The organism is Clostridium sp. CM039 (assembly GCF_055081075.1).
The window spans coordinates 567,586-594,028 of record NZ_CM143649.1; the positions used below are offsets into that span (position 1 = coordinate 567,586).

32 protein-coding genes and 1 pseudogene are annotated in these 26,443 nt (G+C 30.6%); 25 read left to right on the plus strand and 8 right to left on the minus strand.

Annotated features, from left to right (window positions below; all coding sequences use genetic code 11):
• The first annotated feature begins 133 nt into the window (after positions 1 to 133).
• The 11 genes and pseudogenes from ACWJJ2_RS02595 (at position 134) to ACWJJ2_RS02645 (ending at position 6,758) form a co-directional block, all read left to right on the plus strand.
• Positions 134 to 331: a hypothetical protein gene (locus ACWJJ2_RS02595; protein ID WP_462953792.1), complete on the plus strand. Its 198-nt coding sequence runs from the start codon at positions 134 to 136 to the stop codon at positions 329 to 331.
• 395 nt (positions 332 to 726) lie between these two features.
• The gene (locus ACWJJ2_RS02600) at positions 727 to 1,143 is read left to right on the plus strand and encodes a hypothetical protein (protein WP_462953793.1); all 417 of its coding nucleotides are present in this window, start codon (positions 727 to 729) and stop codon (positions 1,141 to 1,143) included.
• Between the two features lie 160 nt (positions 1,144 to 1,303).
• Positions 1,304 to 1,789, plus strand: coding sequence for an N-acetyltransferase family protein (locus tag ACWJJ2_RS02605; RefSeq protein ID WP_462953794.1), 486 nt, complete (start codon positions 1,304 to 1,306; stop codon positions 1,787 to 1,789).
• Positions 1,790 to 1,844: 55 nt separating this feature from the next.
• Entirely contained in the window at positions 1,845 to 2,186 is a 342-nt protein-coding gene (locus tag ACWJJ2_RS02610; RefSeq protein WP_462953795.1) for a cupin domain-containing protein, read from the plus strand.
• Between the two features lie 389 nt (positions 2,187 to 2,575).
• Positions 2,576 to 3,412 carry an MBL fold metallo-hydrolase gene (locus ACWJJ2_RS02615; protein ID WP_220319522.1) on the plus strand — a complete coding sequence of 279 codons (837 nt, stop codon included), beginning with the start codon at positions 2,576 to 2,578 and terminating at the stop codon, positions 3,410 to 3,412.
• Between the two features lie 138 nt (positions 3,413 to 3,550).
• Positions 3,551 to 3,760: a hypothetical protein gene (locus ACWJJ2_RS02620; protein WP_220285861.1), complete on the plus strand. Its 210-nt coding sequence runs from the start codon at positions 3,551 to 3,553 to the stop codon at positions 3,758 to 3,760.
• Positions 3,761 to 4,283: 523 nt separating this feature from the next.
• A pseudogene (locus tag ACWJJ2_RS02625) lies at positions 4,284 to 4,547 on the plus strand (AraC family transcriptional regulator); the annotation flags it as partial.
• A gap of 313 nt (positions 4,548 to 4,860) precedes the next feature.
• Positions 4,861 to 5,370, plus strand: coding sequence for a GNAT family N-acetyltransferase (locus ACWJJ2_RS02630; protein ID WP_462953796.1), 510 nt, complete (start codon positions 4,861 to 4,863; stop codon positions 5,368 to 5,370).
• Positions 5,371 to 5,417: 47 nt separating this feature from the next.
• The gene (locus ACWJJ2_RS02635; protein ID WP_309550857.1) at positions 5,418 to 5,909 is read left to right on the plus strand and encodes a QueT transporter family protein; all 492 of its coding nucleotides are present in this window, start codon (positions 5,418 to 5,420) and stop codon (positions 5,907 to 5,909) included.
• Between the two features lie 214 nt (positions 5,910 to 6,123).
• Entirely contained in the window at positions 6,124 to 6,471 is a 348-nt protein-coding gene (locus tag ACWJJ2_RS02640) for a CatA-like O-acetyltransferase (protein WP_462953797.1), read from the plus strand.
• A 68-nt stretch (positions 6,472 to 6,539) separates the two neighbouring features.
• On the plus strand, positions 6,540 to 6,758 hold the full coding sequence (locus tag ACWJJ2_RS02645) for a CatA-like O-acetyltransferase (RefSeq protein WP_462954309.1): 219 nt from the start codon (positions 6,540 to 6,542) through the stop codon (positions 6,756 to 6,758).
• A gap of 74 nt (positions 6,759 to 6,832) precedes the next feature.
• On the opposite strand, the gene ACWJJ2_RS02650 is transcribed toward ACWJJ2_RS02645, so the two are convergent.
• The 4 genes from ACWJJ2_RS02650 to ACWJJ2_RS02665 form a co-directional block, all read right to left on the minus strand.
• The gene (locus ACWJJ2_RS02650) at positions 6,833 to 7,594 is read right to left on the minus strand and encodes a lysostaphin resistance A-like protein (protein ID WP_462953798.1); all 762 of its coding nucleotides are present in this window, start codon (positions 7,592 to 7,594) and stop codon (positions 6,833 to 6,835) included.
• A 351-nt stretch (positions 7,595 to 7,945) separates the two neighbouring features.
• Positions 7,946 to 8,986, minus strand: a complete 1,041-nt coding sequence (locus ACWJJ2_RS02655; protein WP_462953799.1) for an alpha/beta fold hydrolase — start codon at positions 8,984 to 8,986, stop codon at positions 7,946 to 7,948.
• Between the two features lie 31 nt (positions 8,987 to 9,017).
• Positions 9,018 to 9,461 carry a hypothetical protein gene (locus ACWJJ2_RS02660; RefSeq protein ID WP_462954365.1) on the minus strand — a complete coding sequence of 148 codons (444 nt, stop codon included), beginning with the start codon at positions 9,459 to 9,461 and terminating at the stop codon, positions 9,018 to 9,020.
• Positions 9,451 to 10,029, minus strand: coding sequence for a helix-turn-helix domain-containing protein (locus ACWJJ2_RS02665; protein ID WP_462953800.1), 579 nt, complete (start codon positions 10,027 to 10,029; stop codon positions 9,451 to 9,453). Before ACWJJ2_RS02665 ends, ACWJJ2_RS02660 begins: the two co-directional genes overlap by 11 nt.
• A gap of 588 nt (positions 10,030 to 10,617) precedes the next feature.
• Here ACWJJ2_RS02665 and ACWJJ2_RS02670 point away from each other — a divergent pair.
• The 5 genes from ACWJJ2_RS02670 to ACWJJ2_RS02690 all read left to right on the plus strand — a co-directional run bounded on the left by ACWJJ2_RS02670 (position 10,618) and on the right by ACWJJ2_RS02690 (position 14,009).
• Positions 10,618 to 11,109: a GNAT family N-acetyltransferase gene (locus ACWJJ2_RS02670; RefSeq protein ID WP_462953801.1), complete on the plus strand. Its 492-nt coding sequence runs from the start codon at positions 10,618 to 10,620 to the stop codon at positions 11,107 to 11,109.
• Between the two features lie 193 nt (positions 11,110 to 11,302).
• The gene (locus tag ACWJJ2_RS02675; protein WP_369811882.1) at positions 11,303 to 11,551 is read left to right on the plus strand and encodes a hypothetical protein; all 249 of its coding nucleotides are present in this window, start codon (positions 11,303 to 11,305) and stop codon (positions 11,549 to 11,551) included.
• A 147-nt stretch (positions 11,552 to 11,698) separates the two neighbouring features.
• Positions 11,699 to 12,232, plus strand: coding sequence for a phosphoglycerate mutase family protein (locus ACWJJ2_RS02680; protein ID WP_220319527.1), 534 nt, complete (start codon positions 11,699 to 11,701; stop codon positions 12,230 to 12,232).
• A gap of 135 nt (positions 12,233 to 12,367) precedes the next feature.
• Positions 12,368 to 12,901 carry a hotdog family protein gene (locus ACWJJ2_RS02685; RefSeq protein ID WP_462953802.1) on the plus strand — a complete coding sequence of 178 codons (534 nt, stop codon included), beginning with the start codon at positions 12,368 to 12,370 and terminating at the stop codon, positions 12,899 to 12,901.
• A gap of 325 nt (positions 12,902 to 13,226) precedes the next feature.
• Positions 13,227 to 14,009: a transposase gene (locus tag ACWJJ2_RS02690; RefSeq protein WP_462953803.1), complete on the plus strand. Its 783-nt coding sequence runs from the start codon at positions 13,227 to 13,229 to the stop codon at positions 14,007 to 14,009.
• Between the two features lie 69 nt (positions 14,010 to 14,078).
• On the opposite strand, the gene ACWJJ2_RS02695 is transcribed toward ACWJJ2_RS02690, so the two are convergent.
• Positions 14,079 to 14,732, minus strand: a complete 654-nt coding sequence (locus ACWJJ2_RS02695; RefSeq protein WP_462953804.1) for a FusB/FusC family EF-G-binding protein — start codon at positions 14,730 to 14,732, stop codon at positions 14,079 to 14,081.
• Between the two features lie 738 nt (positions 14,733 to 15,470).
• Here ACWJJ2_RS02695 and ACWJJ2_RS02700 point away from each other — a divergent pair.
• A complete protein-coding gene (locus tag ACWJJ2_RS02700; RefSeq protein WP_462952959.1) occupies positions 15,471 to 15,767 on the plus strand; it encodes a CD3324 family protein in 297 nt (98 codons plus the stop codon).
• Between the two features lie 363 nt (positions 15,768 to 16,130).
• Here the strand turns inward: ACWJJ2_RS02700 and ACWJJ2_RS02705 are convergent, their stop codons facing one another.
• The 3 genes from ACWJJ2_RS02705 to ku all read right to left on the minus strand — a co-directional run bounded on the left by ACWJJ2_RS02705 (position 16,131) and on the right by ku (position 18,619).
• Positions 16,131 to 16,421 carry an integrase core domain-containing protein gene (locus tag ACWJJ2_RS02705; protein WP_462952960.1) on the minus strand — a complete coding sequence of 97 codons (291 nt, stop codon included), beginning with the start codon at positions 16,419 to 16,421 and terminating at the stop codon, positions 16,131 to 16,133.
• A 450-nt stretch (positions 16,422 to 16,871) separates the two neighbouring features.
• A complete protein-coding gene (locus ACWJJ2_RS02710; RefSeq protein ID WP_216303711.1) occupies positions 16,872 to 17,807 on the minus strand; it encodes an ATP-dependent DNA ligase in 936 nt (311 codons plus the stop codon).
• The gene (ku, locus tag ACWJJ2_RS02715) at positions 17,807 to 18,619 is read right to left on the minus strand and encodes a non-homologous end joining protein Ku (RefSeq protein ID WP_216303710.1); all 813 of its coding nucleotides are present in this window, start codon (positions 18,617 to 18,619) and stop codon (positions 17,807 to 17,809) included. Before ku ends, ACWJJ2_RS02710 begins: the two co-directional genes overlap by 1 nt.
• A 432-nt stretch (positions 18,620 to 19,051) precedes the next feature.
• On the opposite strand from ku, the gene ACWJJ2_RS02720 reads away from it, so the two are divergent.
• The 8 genes from ACWJJ2_RS02720 to ACWJJ2_RS02755 all read left to right on the plus strand — a co-directional run bounded on the left by ACWJJ2_RS02720 (position 19,052) and on the right by ACWJJ2_RS02755 (position 26,364).
• On the plus strand, positions 19,052 to 19,912 hold the full coding sequence (locus ACWJJ2_RS02720) for a DMT family transporter (protein WP_165413377.1): 861 nt from the start codon (positions 19,052 to 19,054) through the stop codon (positions 19,910 to 19,912).
• Between the two features lie 27 nt (positions 19,913 to 19,939).
• Positions 19,940 to 21,694, plus strand: coding sequence for an Eco57I restriction-modification methylase domain-containing protein (locus tag ACWJJ2_RS02725; protein ID WP_462953805.1), 1,755 nt, complete (start codon positions 19,940 to 19,942; stop codon positions 21,692 to 21,694).
• Positions 21,695 to 21,769: 75 nt separating this feature from the next.
• Positions 21,770 to 22,012 carry an acyl carrier protein gene (locus tag ACWJJ2_RS02730; RefSeq protein ID WP_220285848.1) on the plus strand — a complete coding sequence of 81 codons (243 nt, stop codon included), beginning with the start codon at positions 21,770 to 21,772 and terminating at the stop codon, positions 22,010 to 22,012.
• Positions 22,009 to 22,131 (plus strand): hypothetical protein, encoded by a 123-nt coding sequence (locus ACWJJ2_RS02735; RefSeq protein WP_258280665.1) that lies wholly within the window; start codon positions 22,009 to 22,011, stop codon positions 22,129 to 22,131. The genes ACWJJ2_RS02730 and ACWJJ2_RS02735 overlap by 4 nt, the downstream gene beginning before the upstream one ends.
• Positions 22,132 to 22,166: 35 nt before the next feature.
• Complete coding sequence (locus ACWJJ2_RS02740; protein ID WP_258876383.1) at positions 22,167 to 23,486, plus strand: AMP-binding protein; 1,320 nt, start codon at positions 22,167 to 22,169, stop codon at positions 23,484 to 23,486.
• A gap of 25 nt (positions 23,487 to 23,511) precedes the next feature.
• Positions 23,512 to 24,624, plus strand: coding sequence for a LuxE/PaaK family acyltransferase (locus ACWJJ2_RS02745; protein ID WP_216303706.1), 1,113 nt, complete (start codon positions 23,512 to 23,514; stop codon positions 24,622 to 24,624).
• Positions 24,621 to 25,925, plus strand: a complete 1,305-nt coding sequence (locus ACWJJ2_RS02750) for an acyl-CoA reductase (protein ID WP_462953806.1) — start codon at positions 24,621 to 24,623, stop codon at positions 25,923 to 25,925. The genes ACWJJ2_RS02745 and ACWJJ2_RS02750 overlap by 4 nt, the downstream gene beginning before the upstream one ends.
• A gap of 28 nt (positions 25,926 to 25,953) precedes the next feature.
• A complete protein-coding gene (locus ACWJJ2_RS02755) occupies positions 25,954 to 26,364 on the plus strand; it encodes a MaoC family dehydratase (protein ID WP_220285846.1) in 411 nt (136 codons plus the stop codon).
• Positions 26,365 to 26,443 lie beyond the last annotated feature (79 nt).

A 26,443-nucleotide genomic window follows, 5' to 3' on the forward strand; every position in this document is an offset into this window, starting at 1 on the left:
TGGAATATAAGAAATATCTAAAAAGTCATAGTTATACAAAGATACCCCTCCGTTAAAGAATAACGTGAAATATGTCTAACTTGTATTCTGTAGTTACATAAAAATTATTTTTATAAGCGAAGGAGAAGTAAATATGAATAAGGTTATTAAATTGGAAATACAAGCAGTTGAATATTTTTTGGTTGCATTATTCATATTTTGGATTTTTAGAAAGATAGGGATTAAGACAGAGTCCTCTATGATTACATTAGCAATTGGTTCAACAATTGGATGGGTAATAGTTAAAGTGGGGATAAGTATTATTATGAAGCGTAAACAAATAAATGATTAGAATGTGTGCTTACATCATTTTGTATTTTTTTAAAGTGACGATCGATTCTTAATGTGCCACGTAACTATTGAAATTTTAAATACGAAAAATGGTCTTTAATAATTAAATAATACAATATTAAAATAAAACTATAATTAGCATTTAAATAATACCAATGGGTGGATTTATAATTTAGTTTTATCAATAGCTGAAAAATGCTTAAACAATGATCTTGCGTTTCTTATAATGATATGCCCGAATTATATTGTATTTGTCACAAAGATATCCTTATTACTTTTGTGGTGTCATAAAATACAAAATAGGTACGTTTGTGATAGCTTTGCATAAATGAATGGTATAATATTCCTATGAGTTTCATCAGATTAGTAAAATAAAACGGATAAGGAGAATAAGAAATGCTTGATAAAATCAGAGAAATAAACATAAAAAAAGCAGGAGTATGTTCTGCTACTATAGGGGTAATAAATATTATCGTTCATATTTTGATTATTACACAAATAATGCCATATACATGGGTTAATGGAGGAAGGTCAGTATCATTTGAATTAGCAAGACAGACATCGTTATCAAGCATCTATATGACTATTTTTAATATTATTATTGCACTTATAGCCAGTAAAATAATTCCTTTGAAAATGAATAAATTTTGGTCGAAATTTTTAACGGTATTTTTAGTGGTGACATTGCCTTTCGGATTAATGGGTATTGTTCAACAGTTTTTAGGTACAATGTTTGAAAAATGTTGTATGAGTATAGTGGTAATAATAGGATTCTTGTCGGATACTCGTATTGCAGTTGAAAAACGTTGGTGATATCTGAAACTATGAACTAGACTCTATTCCAAATATTGAAAGCGAAACGGATAATCTCCGATTGATAACTTATAAGACCGAGAAAATGGACAATATATCATAAGTATTAATATTAAGAGAATAAAGGGTAGAAATTTTATATTTTATGAGGTGAAGTAATATGGAAGGTTTAGTTATTAGACCGTTATTATCACAAGAAGATTCGGTTTTGAGAGAATTTTTATATCTTGCAGTATTTATCGAAGAGGGAAATTCCAATTTGCCTATGAATATTGTAGATGAACCTAGTTTAATTAAATATATCAAAGAATTCGGGGGAAAAGATGATATATGTTTAGTTGCTGAGGTAAATTCAGAAATAATAGGTGCAATTTGGACGAGACTGTTTGATGGTGCGCATAAAGGATATGGATATTATGATGATACAACTCCTGAATTATCTATGTCTGTAAAGGAAGAATTCAGAGGTAAACGGGTAGGCAATATGTTACTTTCAAGTATGAAGGAATTATTAAAAGAACAATCCTATAAACAAGTTTCTTTAAGTGTGTCAAAAAACAATTTCGCAACAAATTTGTACATAAAGTTTGGGTTTGTTATTATAGAAGAAAGAGAGACGGACTATTTAATGTTTGTTAAATTATAGAGAAAACAAAAATTATTCTTTGTTCATAATTGTAAAGTTAAAAGGAGTTGATATCATGTCAAAGGAAGAAAAAGAATTTTTTGATCCTAATACATTAAGCTGGCATAGACCAGAAGGCTATCCAGAGGGGGTTTTGGAACTAATAGTTACTGAGGATAAAAAGACGAATGAATTTACTAGACTTTTAAAATTTGCGCCAGGAACAGAGACAACAAATATTTTAACTCATGAGTGTTGGGAAGAAGTTTACATTATTGAAGGTGGTTTAATTTGCGGTGAACAAGTATTTACTAAGGGGATGGTTGCAGTTCGTCCACCTGGAATGAAGCATGGACCGTTTAAAACTCCTGTAGGTGCTTTAACTTATGAAGTACACTACCGTCGTTCAAAAGATTAGCAACATATAACAATATTAATTGAGTTACATCTAAAACTCCTACGCCTAAAGGCAAGGGGTTCTTACGTACTAAATGGCTTTTTCTACAGTGGAAAATGTTACGAAACATTAATAATTCTACAATTCTTTAAAAACATTATTTTAAAGAATTGTAGAATTATTATTTTGAATGTAAGCTTTAACTTAAAATCACGAATGAGTTTTAAACCAATTCACGGTAATAATGGTATAATTAAATAAATTATGTAAAACGGTAAAATAAGAACAAATATCTGAGAAGTCATATTCCACAAAGATATTTTTACGTTAAAGAATAAGGGGGATATGTCGAGCTTGTATAAAAGTGAGAAGTGAAGAATATTTGTAAATAGCGCATATGGAGGTATGTAATGAAACTAACGGCACTTATTGAAAATAAAGCTACTGGTAATTTGAGTGGGGAACATGGACTTGCTGTTCATATCGAATACAATGGAAAACAGTATCTTTTAGATACTGGTGCATCAAATAAGTTCCAGAATAATGCCAATAAACTAGGCATAGATTTAAAAAATATTGATACTGCTGCGTTATCACATTGTCATTATGACCACTCTGGTGGATATGTTGGATTTTTTTCTGAAAACAGTAAAGCAAAAGTATATCTCCAAAGCGCAGCAAGGGAACTGTATTATGCCAAACTAGGATTGATTAAAATATATAATGGTATTCCACGAGGCATTTTAGATACATATAGTGACCGATTTGTCTTTGTAGATGGAGATTATGAAATTGATGAAGGTGTATGGTTAATTTCTCATAAAACGATTGGGCTAGCAGCACGGGGAAAGAAAGCACATATGTATCGAAAAACAGAAAAAGGATTTGTTGCCGATGATTTTCAGCATGAACAAAGTTTGGTGTTTGAAGTAGAGAACGGTTTAGTTATTCTAAATAGTTGCTGTCATGGGGGCGTTGATAACATTATTGAAGAGGTAATGGAAACGTTCAACGGAAAGGAAGTTCTGGCTATAATCGGTGGTTTTCATTTAATGGGGATTATAGGCACCAAGTCTATGAGTGGAAAACCGGAAGAGGTTAGAGCATTAGGAAAACGACTATTTGATTTGAATGTAAAGCATATATATACTGGTCATTGTACTGGTAATCCTGCTTATAAGGTATTGAAAGAGAAACTGGGAGAACGGTTGCAATATTTTAGTACGGGAACCACAGTTGAACTATAAGATTATGAGCAATAATGTGAAGCTGGAAAAATGAACACTTAATTGATGAGTGTAGGGAAAAAGAATAACGGCGATACGTCGAATTTGTAGAGTTATGCGAAGTAAGGTTAATTTATATTTTATGAGGAGGAGTTCATTATGGCTGATTTAAAAAAGAGTAACGATAGAAAAAACATCAATGAAAACAAAAAGAACTCTAAAAATGGGTCTTACCTTGCTATTGGGATTAGTCTCGGTGTTGTATTTGGATTATTAATTAATAATCTGGCTATTGGTATTGCTATAGGGGTTGCTAGTGGAGCAGCAATAGATGCGAAAATAGCGAACAAAAATAAGAAACAACAATAAAGTTAATAAGTATAATCCGTAATTATAGTTAATTCATACTTTTTTTATAGTGTTAACTAACTAGAGTAAAAAACACTCTAGTTTTATTTTATTTGAGAGTATCTAAAATGGTCGTTTATGGTCTCTTTTATCCATATAATTCCTTAACGTTGGTTTTGTCGGATTATCTATACTACACCACATAGAAATGGCTTAGACAATTTAGTTTTTTGGCTAATAATATATTGTGTTAAATAGAATATTTTAAGAGAAGTTGCTCTAAGAGTCTGCTACTTTTTGAATACTAAATGTTGAGGAAGATAAGATATAAGGCAACATAACTATTGAATTTGGAAATTGAATAATCCGGTATTAAAAAATGAAAATATTTACTATTATAGGAATGTAGAAATATGTATAATATGCTATAATTTCTATAGAGTTAGGTCGAAGGTGTATAAATTAGTTACTACTATAGAATCTATACTATAAATAAAAAGGGGGCACAATATGTCAAGGGAAAATAAAGTGGACAAAGGTTTTGAACCTAACGATAATGGCTGTAACAGCGGACTTTTTTCAAAAGATGGGTGCAGAAGTAAGTAAAGGCTTTTATAAAAAATATGATGAAAAAGATGAAAACGGAGAAATAAGTGTTTGTACGAGAAAGGCGTGGGAAAAGGTATGGTCTGAGCATAAATCGGGCGATATACATAGAACCTTTACAGCAGATTTTGAGGGCACTGTTCCAAGTGAATATACGAAAGATGGCAAAGCACATTGCTATTTGTATGATGCAATTCAGTAGATTTAGAAAACATAAGTGGGATTATGAGAAATGTGTAGCGTGTGTACATGGTGACATGAATAGTTGTAAATAAATCTGAAGAAAGTAGGTATGTATTATGATATCTGAAATTCCCATACCTAAAGGAGTGGGCTTTTCGCCAAACAATTGTAAATTAAACAATGATGAAATAGAAATTCACATTGAAGAGCAAAAGCAGTTCGCAGAATAATAAATACACAATTTTTTTAAACTGCATCACAATGTTTATTTATAACGAAGCTAATATATTTATTAATAGAATCTTTTATTAATATAGAAAGGAGAAAATTAAATGGAGTTAAGTACAGAACGTTTAAAAATTATACCTTTGACACTTCACCAGTTTAAATTATTGCTTGATGGAATTGATAAAATGGAGAAGGAGTTAAAGTTAAGTGCTTCAAATGAATGTTTAGATGGACATACGCAAGAAGCAATGGAGAGATTATATCAAGAAGCTGTAAAAAATAAAGTTAGATATTTTTGGTATACAAATTGGCAGATTATCTTAAAATCAGAAAATAAGGCTATTGGTAGTGCTTGTTTTATGAAATGTCCAGATGAAAATGGTGAGGTTGAAATAGGATATGGTATCAATAGTACCTATCAAAATAATGGGTATATGACCGAGGCAGCACAGGCTATTTGTAAGTGGGCTATTAGTCAACATGATGTTTCCATTATCACTGCAGAAACAGAAAAAGACAATATTGCTTCACACAGAGTTTTGCAAAAATGTGGAATGGGAAAATATAAGGAAACAGACGAGGGAATTTGGTGGCGTATAAAAGTTGCTGAATAATATAATACTTAATAAAAGGTAAAATTGAAGTTACAGTTTTGTGAGGAGTGTTTATTATAAAAATTAAGGAATTAACTATAGCAGCCTTAGTCATGGCGATGTATATAGTAATAATGTATTTAACACAAGGGTTTTCATTCGGACCTTATCAAATAAGGATGGCAACAAGTTTATATGCTTTAGGGTATATATATCCATTTTTAATAGTTCCTATGGGAGTTGCAAATTTATTAAGCAATACATTAATGGGTGGCTTAGGAGTATTCGATATGATAGGCGGAACAATGGTGGGAATCATAACGACAACATTAATATATCTTATAAAAAGATTTAATTTAAATAAGTGGATGATTGTTATTCCGATAGTATTTATTCCAGGCTTATTAGTACCTATATGGCTTTCATATCTATTACATATACCATATTTCGCATTAGCCATTAGTCTTTGTATAGGTCAAATAATACCCGGTATAGTAGGCGTTTTTTTAATAAAAAGGTTAGAACGTAATGCAAACATAGTTCGTCATAACCAAATGTAAGAATTATTAAAGAGATAGATTATTTGGGCAGGTTGCGGCTATAATGTGAAGCTCAAAAAATTAACACTTAATTGATTAGGGTAGGGAATATAAGAAGCAGCTGAAAGGTCATGGTTATACAAAGCTATCCTTCCGTTAAAGAATAACGGGGGATATGTCTAACTTGTAGAATAAGACTAAGTTTAGGAGAATTTTTAGGGGGAGTGGTATACAGGTGAAGTTTATAGACATGGAAAATTGGGAAAGAAAAACTCATTACAATTATTTTAAACAACTTGATTATCCTCATTTTAATATTTGTGGGAATGTTGATATTACTGAATTTTATAGATTTATTAAGGGGAAAGATAATCCGTTTTTTATATCAATGTTGTATGTTGTTACAAAAACAGCAAATATCATAAAGGAATTTCGTTATAGGATAAGAGAAGATAAAATAATTGAACATGAAATGGTCAGTCCTTCTTTTACAGTAATGACTTCAAATGAAATATTTAGTTTTTGTACAGCTGAATTTATAGATGGATTTAAAGAATTTAAGATTAACACACAAATGAAATAGAAAGAACAAAAAATAATGTAAGTATTGGAAATGGAACAGGTCGTGATGACCTTATATATACTACAAGTATTCCATGGGTTTCATTTACTAGTATAACTCACCCAATTCAAATGAACCCTGTTGCTAGTGTCCCAATGATATCATGGGGTAAATACTTTGAGGAAAATGTAAAGATAAAGTTACCACTATCTGTTCAAGTACATCACTCACTGGTAGATGGCGCACATGTTGGACATTACTTTAATAAAATTCAAGAAATTTTAGATAATCCTGTAAAGTATTTATAATATTTACCTTTAGAAAAAATAATTTTATATTTATGCAGTTGGTTTTCAATGTTCTTAAAGTTCGTCTATAATGATTAACTTCTTTTTTTTGGTGAATTATACTTTATATACTTAATGTTCATTACAATAGATATGATTATAGATGCAAAAACTACAACTACGACTAAAGGTTGTGCCGTACCATCTGAATTGGACATAGGTATATAAACATATTGAGATAGAACAACAAATATAAAAATGCTAAAGTTGTGTAACATATGAAAAATAATACAGTTTACAATATTCTTGGTTTCTATATATAATAATGCACTTAACACACCCATAAAAAACCTACCTATAAAGTTTAAATCAAAGTGTACTATTGCAAATATTGTCGCAGATATTAAGATTGCAAGTCTGATACCCGTCTTAAATGTTAATTTATTTAACAATACCCCTCTAAAAAACAACTCCTCAACTATTGGCGCTGTTGTTACTCCAAATATTAAATAGCTTAAAGTCAGACCTGTAGCAGTTACATGTGTACCTACTAATAAAATAAGACCTACTCCAATGTAAAGACCTATATTCAATAGGTATAATCGAGCTATCTTTTTATAACTTATTTCTTTAATGCAACTAACTAAATCGTTTTTCATTGCATTGTTACCTCTAAATACCAGTAGGCTAACAAAAACTAACAATATAATATTTAACATAATTTCAGCTACGTACTTATCTTTCAAATATATATTGTCAATAATAGGTATCTCTAATAATAAAAAAGTTAGTATAATTGCAAGTATATAAAATAGTACGACTTTTTTTACCTTTATTTTCTCAAACATGTTATCCATATATTAATAACCCCACCCACATAAATTTTTATAAATTATATACTAAATAAGTATATATATAAAACTAATATCTGTAAATATTAGTTTGTATTTTATAAACTATAACATGAAAATCAAGTATTCTTATTGGACAACTGATTTTTAATAAATTTAGTCGAACTCTATTAAATTTCTCTACTCTGTTTTGTGTTTAATTAATATCATCTAAAATAGATAATATCCTTATAATCAAATATCTTCTCAGTAAGCCCCAATCTTTATGAATGGGTTTGGAGCTCGCCAGTTGCTTTTGTAGCCCAACATAAGTTGTAGTAAGTAAGGATGGCAAATTAATTCAAGTTTGCATTATATTTATTTAATAAATGTATCGCACATCCATTTATTAAATCTTTCTTTCTCTTCAAATTGCGGATAATGAGCTGATTGTTCAAAGACAATAAATTCTTTTTTATCCGTTTTAATCATATCAAAATATTTTTTTGCTGCACTAGCTGAAGTCATATAGTCATATTTACCCATGATAAAATAGCATGGTAATTTAAGTTTTGTTACTATAGTTGGTAAAGGATTTTTTAATAAATCCTGTACCAAAATCTTTTGAGATAAGGATATCCCATAGTCATAACGGATAACATCTAACAAGTTATACTCACTACTGAATAAAAAACCTATACTATTATTATCGGGGGCATCAATAAGTATTGAAGCCCCACCATATTTAATAACATAAGATCGTGGGGTATACATATTGCCATTTTTGATTTCTTTAGTTAATCCTTGTAGATACAAAACATCATCTGTATTGGCAACATTTTGAGCTTGATTAATACAGTAATTCAAACTGTCGATCTCACTTTCTGTTGTATCGCTCATCTGTCCAATACCAATATATGCTTCATATTTTTCAGGAGATTTATAGGCAGCTTGCATTGCAATATATGTACCAAAAGAATGACCACTCAGTATTATCTTTTTTTTGCCAAGACGTGCTGAGATATAATCCGTCATCTCCAATAAGTCCTTAACCAATAAGTCTGTTGAAAGATTCGAATAGTCCTCAAAAAATTGATATGATTTTCCACTAGCTCTTTGGTCGTAATTAACAACTGTAAATTTGGTTTCCAATAAATTTTGGTATTTATCAGCATATGGTATTTCCGGACATCCAGGTCCTCCATGTACAAAAATAATAACTGGATTAGTCCTATCATTACCGCGTATCATAATTTCATGATTACTTTCATTTATCTTTACTTGTTCTAATACACTTATACTGTTTTCACCTTTTATATCCGGAGTCCATGTAGGGAAGAGAAGTGCCATTATTGGCAATGCTATAATAATTACTCCGATATGTATATAAATTTTCATCAATTTTTTTTTATTTTTCATCTAAGATACTCCTTTAAAATTGCTAAAGTTATTAATTAGTGTTCAAATTTTTAGAACTTTTATTTACTGATTTTATAATTCCTGCTATTGCAAACGACGCAGTCATTCCCAATAACAAAATGATTATAATCATATGTATATTCCCATTCATATATTTGTCACTCCAATCTTGAAAATTGTATTGAAATCCAAATACAGAAGGTTCAAGCCCCAATACCATATTTATCAGACCTTGTATAAAAAATTCAAATACAGAAATTACAGCGAAACATCCTGAAGTCTTCAGTAACCCATTGATTATAGAATATCTAATAATAAGCATCATACTCCACAGAACAATCAGACATAATAACGTAATCGGAAGACCCTTCGTTAAGAACCATCCTCCGCCTGTATACATATCGCATACAAAAATCAGTAATAATAGTAACACGGTATCTACCATAAAACACAGCAATACTTTTTTATTTGCCAAGAACTCCGGAAGCCATATGCGATTTAGTATAATTGGTAAAAAAACAACCGTCATACCAAACAGCAACGGTATAAATGCAGCAAGTCATCAAAAGAAGAACAAGCGAAGTAAATAAAGATCCTAGCGTGATCTCTCCACGATACTCAGTCACCAAAACAGGCAGCAGTGTTAACGTAAATGCAATCAATTCTGCAGTCAGCACAATAAAAAACCACGACAGATTATGTTGAACAGCCAGATTACATATAAAACATACTAATAAAGATATTCCATACATAAAAAATAATGTATATTTATATCTGTTTAATATTTTTATATATTTTGTGGCTAATTTTTCAGTAGCTCTTGTTTGAAGGTCTTCACTGGCGGTCAACAGTTCATGTTCGTTAATCTTAAGCACCTCACAGATGTCACTTATAAGGGTGATGTCAGGATAAGAGATTCCCCTTTCCCATTTTGAAATTGCAGATTCTGTTACAAATATTTTCTCTGATAAACTCTTCTGAGTCAATCCTGCTTTTTTCCTTTTTTGCGTAATAAATTCACCAAATGACTTTTTATCTTCCATAGAAATTCCTCCTAGTATTTTTTCACTTCCAATACTATACTTACCATTTCCCTATGTCAACGAAACAGCCCGATTTAGCAACTCGACTATCAAGCCAGTCGGCTAAAACACTGCATTTACAGGCATCTTTTCTATAAGAATACAATTGAAGATGTGTATTTATCTTCAACGTACAACACACTGTGTGAAAAAGGAGTATAACTAATAAAGCTAAAATATGTTCTTTTTAACGTATCAAGGCATGTGGAGTGCTGTTCGCTACCCGTAAGAAAATAGAGGTATGATAATTAGAAAAAGATAATAAAAACTTTGTTATAAGGTTTTGCTATTTTTTTTGTTAGGCTAGTAATTTAGATGGAGCGGTTTTAGTTTAAATCGTAGATAAAAGTAAAAGAAATATCAAAGGTAAAATAAAGAGATTATGATAAAATTTGTAGTATAATTAAGGTATATGTTAATTGATGCGTGTAGGGAATATCGTAGTCGGCTGAAAAGTCATGTTTTACAGACATTTCTCTTCGTTAAAGACCGGCGATATGTCGAACTCGTAGTTTAATACAAAGTAAAGATTATTAATAAAATGTGAGTATGGAAGTGATAAAAATGATAAGGCAGATAGAAAGAGATGAGATTAAAGTATGTGTACAAGTAATCAGAAAAAGTTTTGGAACGGTAGCACAAGAATTTAATCTTACAAAAGAGAATTGTCCAGGGAATGCAAGTTTTATGAAAGTTGAAAAATTATATAAGCAGTATGATGAAGGTCGACCAATGTTTGCGTGCCTTGATAATGGTATCATTGTAGGTTATTTTTCGCTTGGCAAGAATGATGGTGGGAGTTTTGAACTGAATAATCTTGCTGTATTGGTAGAATATCGCCATAAAGGTTATGGCAGAGAAATGATTATTTTTGCAATGGATAAAGTCAGAGAAATGGGAAGTAATAAAATGACTATTGGAGTAATTGAAGAAAGTACGAAATTAAGGAATTGGTACAGCGGGTTAGGATTTATACATACAGGTACAAGAAAGTATAAACATTTACCTTTCACAGTGGGCTTTATGAAAATTGGACTTTAGACTTCTATAGTAAGAAATACTTCAAATTACGCTTCAGGAAATATGAGAGGAAAAGCTTTGAATTTCGATGGGGAGTTTCTCTTAAAGAAAAAGATACAATAAAAAGAATAACTAGTAGGAGCAAACTAAGAAAATCAATAAAGGCGTTTATTTATGGTGTAAACAAAATCGTTATAAGAGAATTAAAAAGATAGTGGCAATGTTAAATTCTAAATACAGAGGATATTTCAACTATTACGGAGTAATAGGAAATAGTAAGGGACTTAGTGAGTTCTATGGACCATCCCTAAAAATATTGTATAAATGGATGAATCGTAGAAGTCAAAGAAAGGGTTTCAACTGGGAAGAGTTTAATAAAAAGATGAATTGGTATGGACTAATTAAACCTAGAGTAGTGGAAAGAGCAGAAACACAAATGAGAATCGAAATCTGTTTTGAGTGATTACGGAAGTGAATATATTTGAAGAGTCCGGTGCGGTACTTCCGCACGCCGGGATCTGTACGGGGCGTACTGGGTGACTAGTACGTTTACCGTGACATTCTACGATAAATGAACAAGTGTATAAAATTGCGTATTATTGGAGGAGAAATGAATATAGGATTGGTTAGACATTTTAAAGTTAATTGTTATACAAAGATGTTTATGACATCAAATGATTTTAAGCAATGGGTAAAACAGTATGATAATAGTAATGTTATAGAAAATAAATTTAAAATAGGAAACATAAAATGGGACAAATGTTTTTCAAGTGATTTATCAAGAGCCATTAAAACTTCACAATCTATTTTCAAAGGTGAAATAATAAAAACTCAATTATTAAGAGAAGTGCCTATGGCCCCGATATTTAATACCAATATAAAAATACCTTATATATTTTGGTGTATAAGTGGAAGATTTGCCTGGCTTTTTCAGTGCAAATCTCAAATAGAAAATAAAAAAGATACTCAAAAACGAGTGAATGAGTTTTTGGATAGTATTAAGGATGAATCAAATAACAATATATTAATTGTTTGTCATGGTTTCTTTATGAACACATTACAAAAGGAATTTAAAAGTAGGGGTGCTAATGGACAAAATATAAAAAGACCTAAAAATGGTAAATTATATTTATATAAAAAATAATTAATTCGAATTTTTTTAAATTACGCCAAGAAATAAATACAAAAAATATGTGGTAATAATTATATTATTAAATATATACTTTAGGTTGTAATTTTGTGTGAAGTTAATAATTATGAAGATATAAGGAGAATAAAAATGATAGATTTATTTAGAGCATTTTCTACAACAGAAGATTTTTTTTATGACGGTGCATTTATTGCTAAAGCAAAATATCAACGTTTTAAGCTAAAATTAAATGAAGAAACTTATAGAAATGAAGTTGTAAAAAGTAATAAAAGGCTTTGTATAGCCAACTGTAGTGGATATATTGAAAATGAAATTGCAGAGACATTAACAGTATATTTAATGATGAATGTAACTGTTAAAGAATCTGTTCAAACAGAAACTATTCAAGACGGGGAGACTTTATGGCGTAATTTCTCAAAAGAAGAAATCGCAGATTTTAGTCATCTAACAGGAGATACTAATTCTATTCATCTTTCTGAAAATCCTGTTGTGCAAGACTTGTTTATTTTGAAAGAACTTTGTAACAAAACTCAAACAAATAAAATAGAAGTAAAATATATTTATCCTGTTTATGGTGATAATCCAATTTATTTAAAACATGAAGGAAATCTTACCAAGGGTTTTAGTAATGGTATATTATGCTTTCAAGCAACCCTATTTTAAAATGTTTTTAATTCGTAGTTTTCATAAAGTTCGGTGCGACAAGAAGTCGCTAAATAGTAGTGTTTCGTGAGAAACTGCGTTAGTTACTAAACGTATCCCCGCTCGAAACTGCACTCTGAGTAATCGGTTTGTAGGTTTAATGAGAAGAAGAAAAAGATAAAGTCAGAAAAATTGAAAAAGAACTTAGATTCAAAGAAAAAGCTTTAGCCGAAACAGCGGCACTTTTAGTACTAAGAAAAAACGTCCATGCGATTTTGGGGGACCAAGAGGAAGACTAATTAGTGCCTCAGATCGCATTAAAGCTTTAAAACTGATTAATGAAGCGGTGCAAGCTGGTGCTCGGGTGAGCCCATGCTGCAACGAAGTTGGAATATCGACTAGGACCTATGAACGATGGTCGCTAACGCCAGAATCCACGGAAGATAAACGTCCCATAGTACATAGGAATCCCCCTAAAAACAAGGTTAGTGATGAAGAAAGAGCTGAGATTGTACAAGTTATAAATAGCCACGAGTATGCTGATTTAGTACCTGCACAAATAGTTCAAAAGCTTGCTGATCAGGGAATTTACATTGCTTCAGATGGTTATGAAGTTTGGGAAACAGAGAATGCAGAGTATGCCCAACTCCTTGTTAAACGCGCCATTCTTTCTCAGAAAATATCAGGTAAGCCTCTTATACTTCACTCTGATAATGGAAGTCCTATGAAAGCTGCAACTTTCCTTGCTACATTAGAGAAACTAGGGGTTCAGAGTTCCTTTTCAAGGCCTAGAGGATGCAATGACAACCCTTACTCGGAATCATTATTCAAAACAATGAAATATGTACCTTCATTCCCTAATGCTGGTTTTGTAAGCATTGCTGACGCAAGAGAATGGGTGACTAGGTTTGTTTACTGGTACAACCATGTTCATATGCATAGTGGCATCAAATATTTGACCCCATACCAGCGCCACTATAGTTTAGATAAAAATATCATAGAGAATAGAAAAAAAGTGTATGAAATGGCAAAGAGGAATCATCCTGAAAGGTGGAGTAGGAAAATCAGAAATTGGGATTTGCCAAAATATGTGGTATTAAATCCAATAAAGGAAGAAGAGCTTGTTTGAATAGAGAAGGCATCTTCATAAAAAGGTTAAAAATAAAAATTACGACAACTATGTTGACGAACTCCGCTATCACTTTATATTGTTAACATCCTTTAAAATTTTCTCAAGCTTTTCGATTGCTACAATTCGTTCGTTACACTTCTTGCTATCTAAACATAGATCAAAGCCTATTGACCTATATGCACCTTCCCCAGTTGTTTTGCAGATAGGTGAAACAAAGTTTACTTCATTTTCACCAGCCGAGTGATTGCAAAGCACACATCTATGAGCGTTATTGGAACCATTACTTGAAATGCTACATGCCATACCTATAAGTTTACCATCCATATTATAAGCTACAAATAATTTTCTGATGGAGTTATCAATCCAACCTAAATATACATTCTTTGAATCCTGTGCATTTAAGTTAGGTAATTTGAATTTCTTTTCCTTTTTAAATAATCTACTAATTTGTGCATTTGTAATGTTTGGCATTCCATATACATATTCATTCAATTCAGCTAAATATTTATCGATGTGTAATGGGGTGGTTATTTTACTAATATCAAGTAGTTCTTTTTCTTCCTCGGATAAATTCGTGAAAATATTTAATATTTGCAGGTGTTTATATGCTTTAGTAACTTCAATAATATTAATATCTAGACAAACTCTGAAAGCATTATTTAAATCATATAAGCGCTTTCTTATATAATTATACTCATGTTTTTTAATAAAAGCTTTCATAAAATCTAGCACCTCTTTTCTAAAAAATTTATTTTTATTATGGAAGTAAATATAACATTACTTCCAGGTTCATTTTACCATAAGTCCGCTAACAAAAAGATGACTATTATTACTCCAAATGAAAGTAACAATAATCATCCTGATTTAAAATGTACTTCATATTCACAATGATTTTCTTTTGAACCTTGTCTTAAATTAGAAATGATAACTTCTATTGGATTGGCACAATGAAATCATAACATAGTTTAAAATAAACATTCAATCTAATAAATAATTCTGTAATGATTATGAGCATAGAAGTTTTACTCCCCAGATTTTATCGTTTTAATTGAAAACTTTAAGAAAAGATAGTAAAAGATAGTATACTATAAATATTATTTCTTAATATAATTAGAAGTTAGTATTTATGGAAGGTGTGAACAGTATGATTTACAAAAATGAATTAGGATTAAAAGCAACTCCTTGCGAAGGCCATAAGAACTAAATTGGCTATGCTTTGCTTGGAGATTATTTTGTTAAAATAGTTGATGTTGAATTATATGGTCTTGCTAAGCTCTTTTTGATTTATATTAGAGGGCTTTAGTTGTGCGCAATTATTCAGCATTAGGTGATTTAACAGATAATTTCATACATTCATTCCTTCCTTTATATAAGAATGGAGACTGTTGCAAACGTAGTTTTGTAACAGTTTTTTTGGTCTTTGCTTCAACAAAAATAATTTTTTGGAGGAGTAAAGATATGAAATATAGTAATGCATACAAGGTTTTACCGATTGATATAGTAAAAGTTATTCAAGAATATGTGGATGGGGAATATTTATATATACCTAGAAAAGAAGAAGAACAAAAGAAATGGGGAGAACAAAGCGGCTCAAGAGATACTTTGAAAAAAAGAAATGCGGAAATTTATTTAAAATATATAAAAGGTTCTGAAATTTTAGATTTAGCTCAGGAATACTATCTTTCGGATAAAAGTATAAGAAGAATTATTACTCAGCAAAAGAAGATTACACTCGAAATTAATGCAGAATTATAAACGAGATCGAAATCGCCCTTTGATCATCAAATAATAATGATATGATAAAAATAAGTGTGTGTTCAGAAGTGAGAAATTTTATTTTAATGTTTAAACATCACTAGATGAATTTAATAGCTAAAGTATAAAGGGCTACTTCAAAATAGGTTTTTAATTATTCTGAAGCAGTTCTTTTTTAGACTATTAAAAGTCTAAGTTATAATCGCTACGGTGAACTTCTCTTTTGTATACCTATTTACCAAATTAAAGAATATACTTTTATAAATTAGAAAAAGCTGATTTAATAATAGTATACTCATTAATAAAAGGGACAAGGGGACAGTGGATATATGTCAATATCTTAGACATAAAAAGTTGAACTTTTTATGAAGCCTTTTTAGCCAAATCTTCACACTGTTGAGGCGTAATATACCCAATACTACTATGTATCCTTTTTATATTGTACCAAGCTTTTATATGTTCAAATGTTCCTAATCTTGCAGCGTCATAATCAAAATATTTAACATGGTAAACCTCTTCTTTTTTCAATGAGGCATGAAATGATTCAATGCAAGCATTATCATATGGGCAACCATTGGCACTAAATGAGAGTTTAATAATTTTAGTGCTATTTATATATGCTTTAAAAGCGCAGCTTGTAAATTGGCATTCCAAATCGCTATGAAGTATTAGCGTCTTGGTTGGCTTTTGTAGCGGTATAGCATTTTAACAGTCTGTAGAGCTAATGTAGTATCAATGAATTTAGACATAGCATGACTTATTATTTTCCCGCTATAAAGATCCATGACCGATGCTAAGTAGCACCAACTGACTTCTGAAAGTAGCAGTCTAGATGCAAAATGAGGAAAATAGCCAGGAAGCCTTGAAAGAGTGGTCTACAGATAGTATGCAAATGGAGTTGAAATGATTTGAAATTTAAATGTAAAATGTAGCCTAACAGTTCTGTTAGGCTACATTTTCTATTTATCAGCATACTTATCGGAAGTGATTCAAAATAATAGTTGTTGATGTTGAATAGTACTTGAAATCTTTTCTAATGAGTATTGAGACTAGGTTTATTATTAGTAATAGAAACTAGTTTAAACAAAAATAATTTTATAATAATTATTCTACGATACAATCTTCAGGCTCTTTATCGTTCCTCAAACATTTGAATACGGGTTGACGCAAGGAACCGTTTGCTGTTTTCATCATATATTTTACGGTGCATACAAGCCTAGGTTGTATCCACACTGCATTATCGTTTCCAGAAGGCAAATCAGTAAAAGGGTGTGTGATTATTCCGGGCATGGATTTTATTAATTGAAAGTCTCCGGTCGATATTCCCAGGGTGACATGGCCTTTGTATACCAACCCTTTGCTTGAATATTGACCAAGTACAATGCTGATTACACCGTTTTGCTTAAAAATGAAACCACACACTATAAAATCATCATCCAGGAGATTTTTAATTTTAATCCAATCCTTAGTGCGTTTGTCTAGATAATATTTACTATCCTTACTCTTAGCTACTATGCCCTCCAATTCATTTTGTTTAGCAATCTTATAAAATTCAACCCCTCGCTTCTCAATATATCTAGAAATAGCAATGCGCTCATTTTCATTAATAGCTTTTTCAAGTAGCTTTTTCCGCTCCATCAATGGCAAATCTGTAACCTGTTGATCATCATAGTAGAGAATATCAAAGGCTGTGAAACTGGCTGGTAATTTAGATGATGCAAGTTGTATTTTGAAGGTATTTGACATCAGAGATCGCCTTTGAATTTCATAAAAGTCTGGTTTGCCATCTTTAATAACGATTAACTCACCATCTAAAATGCAACGGTGATTTATCTGCTTGTGTATATTCGACAATTCTGGTACCTTTACAAGCATCTTTATATTTCGTTTGTTACGTAGTTCTGTCATGTCCTTATCTAAATAAGCGATACATCGTTCACCATCAAGTTTTAACTCATAAATATAATTAGGGCTGTCAAATGCCTCTTGTATTTCACCGATTAACATAGGCTTAATGTTTTTATTATCAAACAAATCCATTATGCACCTTTTGGAGTTCTTTTACGTTTTTCTTTATTTGTTGGAGTTTCTTTTACTTTATTTTGCTCGATGCTTGCTTTTAATGCGTCCATAAGATTAATAATATTACTTGGTGTCTCGGGTTTGGAAGCAACGATCTCTTGACCAGATATTTTAGTTTCCAGTAACTCGCGTAACTTTACCTGGTACTCATCCTTATATTCTGCCGGATTAAAAGGAGTGGCCATTGAATTAATTAATGCCTTTGCCATAGTAATCTCAGCATCTATTATTTCGGGTTTATTATAAGATTTGGGAAGGTCTTTAATCTCATCTTCATAGTACATTTTCGAGATTAGTATTCCATCCTCACGTGGGATTATAGCGAGTAAGGTCTCTCTTGTACCCATTACAGTTTTGCCAATTGCAATTTTTTGCTCGCTCATAAGCGCTACACGCAAAAGTTCAAAAGCTTTATCACCGCCAGCCTCAGGAATGGCTTGATATGTTTTGTCGTAAAAAATAGGGGAGATTTGATTAAGTTGTGCAAAGTGCATTATCTGTATTGATTTTTCTTTTTCGGTTTTGATTTTTTCTAAATCATCATCGGTTATGACTACATAATGATCTTTGTCATATTCATATCCTTTGGTAATATCTTTAGTTGTAATTTCCTTGCCGCAATGACTACATGATTTTTTGTATTTTATTCTTGAATTGTCATCTTTATGAAGTTGATTAAAATGTATGTCGTTATCTTGTGTTGCGGTATACATGGATATTGGTATAGCAACAAGGCCAAATGAAATAACTGTTTTATGGGCTATAGCCATTTTTAACACCTCACTTTTTTAATAGTATAACCATAACTTAACTTATTTACTATTTGTTTTCCCACCAAATAATCTATTTAAAATATATATTACAAAATAAGTATGCAAATTTGTTTACTATATCAAAGGAAGATTTAAAACTGGGTTCTTAAAATAGCTATGAATAGCTGTAAAGATTATTGGAAAAGTGCCTATATTAAAAATAATATACTTCAAGATTTTAAAAATGGCTTAGGGTAGTTGACATTAATTTTAAATGAGCAATCTGTTAGCTAACTCGCTCGTTTATAGATATATCGATTATTTGTAAAAAATTTATTTAAATGATGAAAAATTAACATAAAGATGGTACAATTTTAGTAGCTATTAAATTGTTATTTACTTAAGACCACAGCTTCGCGAAGACGATTTAATATACCAAGGGGGATTAACATGGAAAAAACAAAAGGAATTTTATATATTGTTTTATCTGCAATTGCTTTTGGGTTTATGCCAATACTCGCAAAATTGTCATATAGGGGAGGGGCAAATACATATACCACATTAGCGCTTAGGTTTTTTTTTGCGTCAATTATGCTATTATATTATTTGAAATATAAAGGTATATCTTTAAAATTAACTAAAAAACAATTATTTTTAGTATTAACCACAGGTATGTTTGGATATTCACTTACATCTTGTAGTTTATTTATGTCCTACAATTATATAAGTATTGGATTGGCGAGTATGATTTTATATACACACCCTGCTATTATTACTTTATTGTCATATATGTTTTATAAAGAAAAGATAAAAGCTAGAAAAATCATTTCTTTAATTATTTCCTTAATAGGTATTTATGTTTTAATCGATAAGGGAAGTGTTAGCTTTAATTTAAAAGGAATAATATTGGCAGCTATGGCTTCGCTGCTATATTCAATATATGTGCTAGGAGTATCTCTTAAAGAAATTAAAGCTATCAACAGTTATGTTTTAACTTTTTATATCTCGTGTTCAGCTGCTGTTATTATGTTTATAGCAGCAATCACTACTGGTAATTTTAACATGCATATTTCCTTTTATGCACTTGTGGCAATTTTATTATTAGCATTCATATCTACAGTGGTGGCTTTAATGGCATTCTTAGAAGGGGTTAGAATAGTAGGGCCTTCTAATGCTTCAATTCTTAGTACTATTGAGCCTATAGTTGGGTTAATACTAGGAATACTAATTTTAAGAGAACCTATATCAGTTAGAATTGTAATTGGAAGTATATTGATTATTATGTCAGTCGTGATATTAACAAAAGAATAATTTAATTATATAGAATGGAGATAATAAATGCTTGACTTGTTAAAACAGAAAATATGTGAATTACATAATGTTATTTTAAGCCCAATAGATGATATGTTCAAAATAACTGCTTTAAAAAATTATAAAAGGGAAATAGAAGGAACACAGCAAAAAAGTTTTGGTGAAGTTTATTATGAGTTTATTAAAAATAATAAAGAAAAAGGCACAGTATACACTCCAGAACCTATAACTTCTTATATGATAGAAAACACCATAAAAGCAGAACAGATAATAAAGAATCCGTACATAAAAATTGTGGATCCATCTTGTGGAACTGGCAATATATTAATTTGCTGTTTTAAATTTCTTAGAAATTTATATAAGGATAATTTAAACCTAATAAATGAGAAAAATGGGTTGAATTTAAATGTTCAATGCATTGATGAACATATAATAACACATAATTTGTATGGCTTTGATATTGATGATATAGCTGTGAAAATCCTGATTATAGATTTATATGATTTAAGTCAGGGGAGCATAGCCAGTAATGTTGTTAACAAGGATTTTTTATTATATGAAAGTGAACATAAATATGACGTGTTCATAGGAAATCCACCCTATGTGGGTAAAAAATCTATAGATAATGAATACGCAGCTTATTTAAAAATTCGATATAAAGAAGTGTATAGAGATAAAGGAGATCTATCCTATTGTTTTTTCAAAAAAGCATTAGAAGACTTAAACGAGAAGGGAAAGCTGACTTTTATTACTTCGAGGTACTTTTTAGAATCACCTAGTGGAGAGGATTTAAGGAAGGTTTTAAAAAAACTATGCACGATAGACAAAATTATAGATTTTTACGGGAGAAGACCATTTAAAAACGTAGGGATAGATCCTGTAATAATGTGTATAACGAATTGTCAAAATGATGATAGTAAAATTGAAATTATAAAACCTTCTAATGTAAAAAACAAACATAAAAAAGAATTTTATAACAGTGTATTTTTAAAAAGTGGGAATGAATTTAATAGTTTTCTTCTTAATAAAAGTCAATTAAATGACAAGGGTTGGATTCTAATAGATGAAAAGGATAGAAATATAATAAATAAAATAGAGCAAAGAAGTTTTACTCACTTAAGTAATATTTGTAATAGTTATCAGGGAGTAATAACTGGGTGTGACAAAGCGTTTGTAGTAACCAATGATATTGCTCTAAGGAGAAGTATTGAAAAAAATATAATAAAACCTTGGATTAAGAGTAGTTACATAGAAAAAAATAAAGTTTCAAGACAAGATAGTTACATAATATATTCAGATTTAATCCATAACACGCATGATTATAATAATGCTATAGCCTATATTGAATTGCAGAAGGAAAAGCTACTAAAAAGAAGAGAATGCCAAAGGGGTATTAGAAAATGGTATGAACTTCAATGGGGTAGAGATCAAAACATATTTGAAGGCGAAAAAATAGTTTTTCCATTTAAGGCAAGCAGTAATAGATTTGCTCTTGACAAGGGAAGTTATTTTAGTGCGGATGTATATGCATTGATATTAAAAGAAAATGTTCCGTTTACCTATGATTTTTTATTATATCTATTAAATAGTAAAATCTATGAATTCTATTTTAAGACCTTTGCAAAAAAACTAGGTGAAGATGCTTATGAGTATTACCCAAATAATTTAATGAAATTATGCATCCCAATTATTATAGATTTTAAGGGTAAAGATGAAAATTATTTATATGATTATTTTCACTTTAGTGAAGAAGAAAAAAAGATTATACTTGGGGAAGTATAATCTTTTTTTGATGGAAAAGTTGGCATATATCTTGCTGTATATAAAATAAATTATTAATATTTAGGAGGAATTATTGTGAGCAATTTGGAAAAACTAAACAAGGTGTTATGTGATTTATTTGATTTCAAAAAAGTAGAGGACATAAATGATGATTTTGGACCAGATGAAATAGAATCTTGGGATTCTTTAGGCCATGTAGAACTTATAACAAGTTTAGAGGAAGTTTTTGATATAGCTTTAGATGTAGTGGATATCTCCAGAATGTATACCATAGGTGATATTAAGAAGATAGTTGAAAAATATGGTGTTCAGATATGACATTTACAGATTATGTTTTTGAGTTTTCATCAAAACTGGATAAAACTTCTGTAATTTTTAAAGATAAAATAAGTTATGAGGAAATTTTTAAAAATGTAAAAAAAAAGCTTCTTTTATAAAAAGCAAGAAATTTTTAAAAAAGGATGCTGTACTTCTGGTTTCAGAAAATTCTGATTTTTTCATTGAAAATTATTTTGGAATAATTAAAAGTGGAGCTATTTGTGTTCCTATTAACCCAGCTTTAAGTAGCAATGAGATAAAGTATATTGTAGACTCTCTAGATATTAAGCTGATTTTCACTCAAAATAAATTTATTGAAAAAATAAAGCAATTGGTTCGTGAAGACGTTGAAATTTATACAGATATCATTGAATGTAATTTTACTTATGCACATGAAAACAATTATAGTGAGGATATAGATATACAAGAAGATGTGGCTGTAATACTTTTTACTTCCGGTTCCACAGGAAATCCTAAAGGGGTAATGCTTACTCATTATAATCTGATGTATAATACAAATTCTATAATAGAATACCTGAAACTTACAGAGCGAGATAGAGTGGAAACAGTACTTCCTTTTTATTATTGCTATGGGACTTCAATTTTGCATACACACTTTAGGGTAGGGGGAAGCCTTGTAATTAACAATAAATTTATGTTTCCGCAAACAGTTGTTGAGGATATAAATAAGTATAGTTGCACAGGTTTTTCAGGGGTCCCTAGCACTTATCAAATACTGCTTAGAATGACTGATATAAAGAATACTAAACTTCCAACCTTAAGGTACATAACTCAAGCTGGGGGAAAGCTCTCAGATAATTTTATTAAACAGCTTATAGGTATTCTAAAAGGAGTAGAAATTTTTATAATGTATGGTCAGACTGAGGCTACGGCAAGGTTATCATATTTACCGTCATATTTAATTAATGAAAAGATGAATTCCATAGGACGTGGAATTAAAGGAACGGAGCTTTTGGTTTTAAATAGTGAAGGAAAGCGAGTGAAATCTGGAGAAACGGGTGAGGTTGTTGCCAAGGGTGGAAACATAATGAAGGGATATTTTAATGATAAGGAAGAAACGGATAAAGTTCTAAAGAAAGGATACTTATACACGGGGGATATAGCAAAAGTTGATGATGACGGGTATATATATATAGTTTCAAGAGAAAAAAATATTATTAAAAGTGGTGGGATTAGAATAAGCCCTAAGGAAATAGAAGCCATAATATTACAAATTACAGAGGTAGTGGAATGTGCAGTTATTGGAGTGGAAGATGATATTTTAGGAGAATCAATAAAAGCCTTTGTAGTATTAACAGAAGATAACCACTATATGGATTTTAAATATATATTAGACTTTTGTAAAAATCAGTTACCATCATATAAAACTCCAAGGTATATAGAATTTTTAAAAGAACTTCCCAAAAATTCTTCTGGCAAAATTTTAATAAAAAAGCTCAAGGAGCTTAAGTAAAAGAAATAGTAAGAGGGTGAAGTAAGTGGAGGATTTAGAATTAATAGATGAACTAGTGCTTGGAGCGCAGTTTAATATAGAGCTGAAAAAAAAGGAAAAGTTGCTTTTAAATATTATGTTACCTCAATTAGAACACAATAAGGAAAATTTAAGTATAAAAGCTATGTATAATAAATTAAATGTAGACATTAATAAAATTAAAACGTTAGAACAGGTACCATATATCCCTGTAAATATGTTTAAATCTTTCCATCTCAGAATATGTAAGGAGGAGCAAGTAGTTAGGGTGTTACAATCTAGTGCTACCACCACAGGAGTTCCTAGTAAAATATATTTGGATAAAAAGACTTCAATAAGACAAACGCAAGCTTTAATAAGTACGTTAACAAGTTTTTTAGGAAGAATGCGAAGACCGATGCTTATTATAGATAACGCAGACAGTAATAAAAGAGGGAATGGAATGACTGCACGTGGTGCTGCTATTAGAGGGGTAAGCACTTTTGCGAGCAAGATGTTTTATATTATGGATAAAGAAGAAGGGGAACTTAAATTAAATATAGATAGGCTTCGCGACTTTGAAAGAAAATATAAAGATGAGGAAGTTTTAGTTTATGGATTTACTTATATAGTGTGGTCGAAATTTTTAAAAGTATTAAAGCAGGAAGGAATAAAATTAGACATGCCAAAGTTAAAGCTGTTACATAGCGGAGGTTGGAAAAAACTTATTTCTGAAAAGGTGGAAAAGGAAGTGTTTTCAGAGACTGCTGCGCAGATATTTAACACAAGTAAAGATAATATTATAGACTTTTATGGAATGGTGGAACAGTTAGGAGTAGTTTTTATTGATTGCCAGTGTGGGCATAAGCATGTACCAAATTTTGCAGAGGTTATTATAAGGGATATACAGACTTTAGAAGAAGTGAATTTTGGTGAAGAAGGGCTTATAGAGGTTATGAGTGTTTTGGGCTCTAGCTATCCATCGCAGGCTATTCTTACTGAGGATATTGGGAAATTTATAGGCGTGGATGATTGCCCTTGTGGTAGACGAGGCAAGTATTTTAGATTTAAGTCACGAGTAGACAAGGCTGAAATTAGAGGCTGTGGAGATACATTTGCAGAAAGGGAGGTAGGTAAATGATAAATTGTTACGAGCTAAATGGAGAGTTTTATGAAAAGGGACTAAAATTTGAGGACTTTCATGAATTAGAAACTTGCTTAAATAAGAATTTCAATAAACTTCATGAATTCCCAGTGCAAGTTATAATACTTATTATAAATGAATATAGCAAGAGAATTGCAATAAACAGAGAAATATTAAGAATGGAAGGGGTTCCGTTCTTATGTTTTTATTTAAAGAAAATAAATATGGAAAAACAGTTAAAACTTAACTTATCAAATATTGAATATCTAAATAATTTTGTGCAGGTAGAGAATGAAAAATACATCAAAGCACAGCCAAAGGGTTTAGTGTGTCATTGGATGGCTGGGAATGTACCTACCCTAGGTATCTATTCAGTGATTCAGAGTATAATATGCAAAAATAGTAATATCCTAAGAGTATCTAAAGAAAGTGTCAGTACAGTATATGAACTATTAAAACTTTTGGACAATATTGAGGTTGAGTATGGCGGGGAAGCTTATTCTTCTAAGATTATATTGAAAAATATTGCCCTTGTTTATTTTAATAGTGGCGATAAGTATCTTAATTCTCAAATGTCTTTAAAAGCCGATGCACGAATAGTTTGGGGTAATAAAACAGCAGTAGATGCTATTTCTCTTTTACCTAAAAAAGCTACTTGTAAGGATTTAATTTTTGGGCCTAAGTATTCTTTTGCAGTTTTTGATAGATCAGCTATTGAAAGTGATGACTTTGAAGAATACTTAGAAAATCTGGTTACAGATATAATTGCATTTAATCAAAAATCATGTTCTTCACCTCAGGTATTGTTTTTAGAGAAAAGTAAACTAACTGTAGAAGAAATAGCGAAAATATTAAGTCGGAAATTTGAGAAGATTACTAAAAGATATACTAATTTAGATTTAGAGGAGGCTATAGCTGCTAAAATAATTAATAAAAGAGGTGAATATCTACTAAGTATCAATAAGCTTACTTATATGAGTAAGGGACTTCAATATACAATACTAATTGATAGTGAAGTAAAGCTTGAAGAAGCAATTACAGGACGAACTATATTTATAAAAGAGGTGGATGATATATTGGATGTATGCCCTTTAATTACTAAAAACATACAAACCATTGGGATAGCCTCAAAGAATAGTAATAAGACTTTAGAGTTTGCAGATAGAGTGACGACTTTTGGAGTAGATAGAGTTGTGAAAATTGGATACATGAATTTCTATGATTCTCCATGGGATGGAAGTTTAATAATAAGCGAATTAGTTAGGTGGTGCTCCCTTAATACAAAGGGAATGATTTAAATCCTATTTTGCAATGGGGGGGGAGAAAATGGCAGATTTTAAAAGTTTTTATGTAGGTCAAAGCGAGGAGTATATAAAGAGATTTACAGAGGCTGAAGTAGAATCTTATGCAAGAATTACTGGAGATTATAATTATGTGCATATGGATGAGGAAAAAGCTAAAAAATCATTTTTTAAGGGTAGAATCGTTCATGGACAATTAGTTGGAGGAATGATTTCAGCTTTGCTTGGAACAAAATTACCTGGAGGCGGTAATATATATTTAAGGCAGAGCTTCGAGTTTTTAAAACCAGTAAGAATTGGGGATACAATCAAAGCGAAGGCTATTATAACTAAAATAAATGAAAAAAAGAAAATACTATTACTTGACACATTTTGTCTAAATGAACAAGACGAAATAGTTATAAAGGGAAAAGCTGAGGTTTTAGTATTAAGATAATCTATAATTGAGAGAATGGCATAACATATATACGTTTTACTTAAAACAGTAGTTGAATAGTCACATTAAATTATGCTTT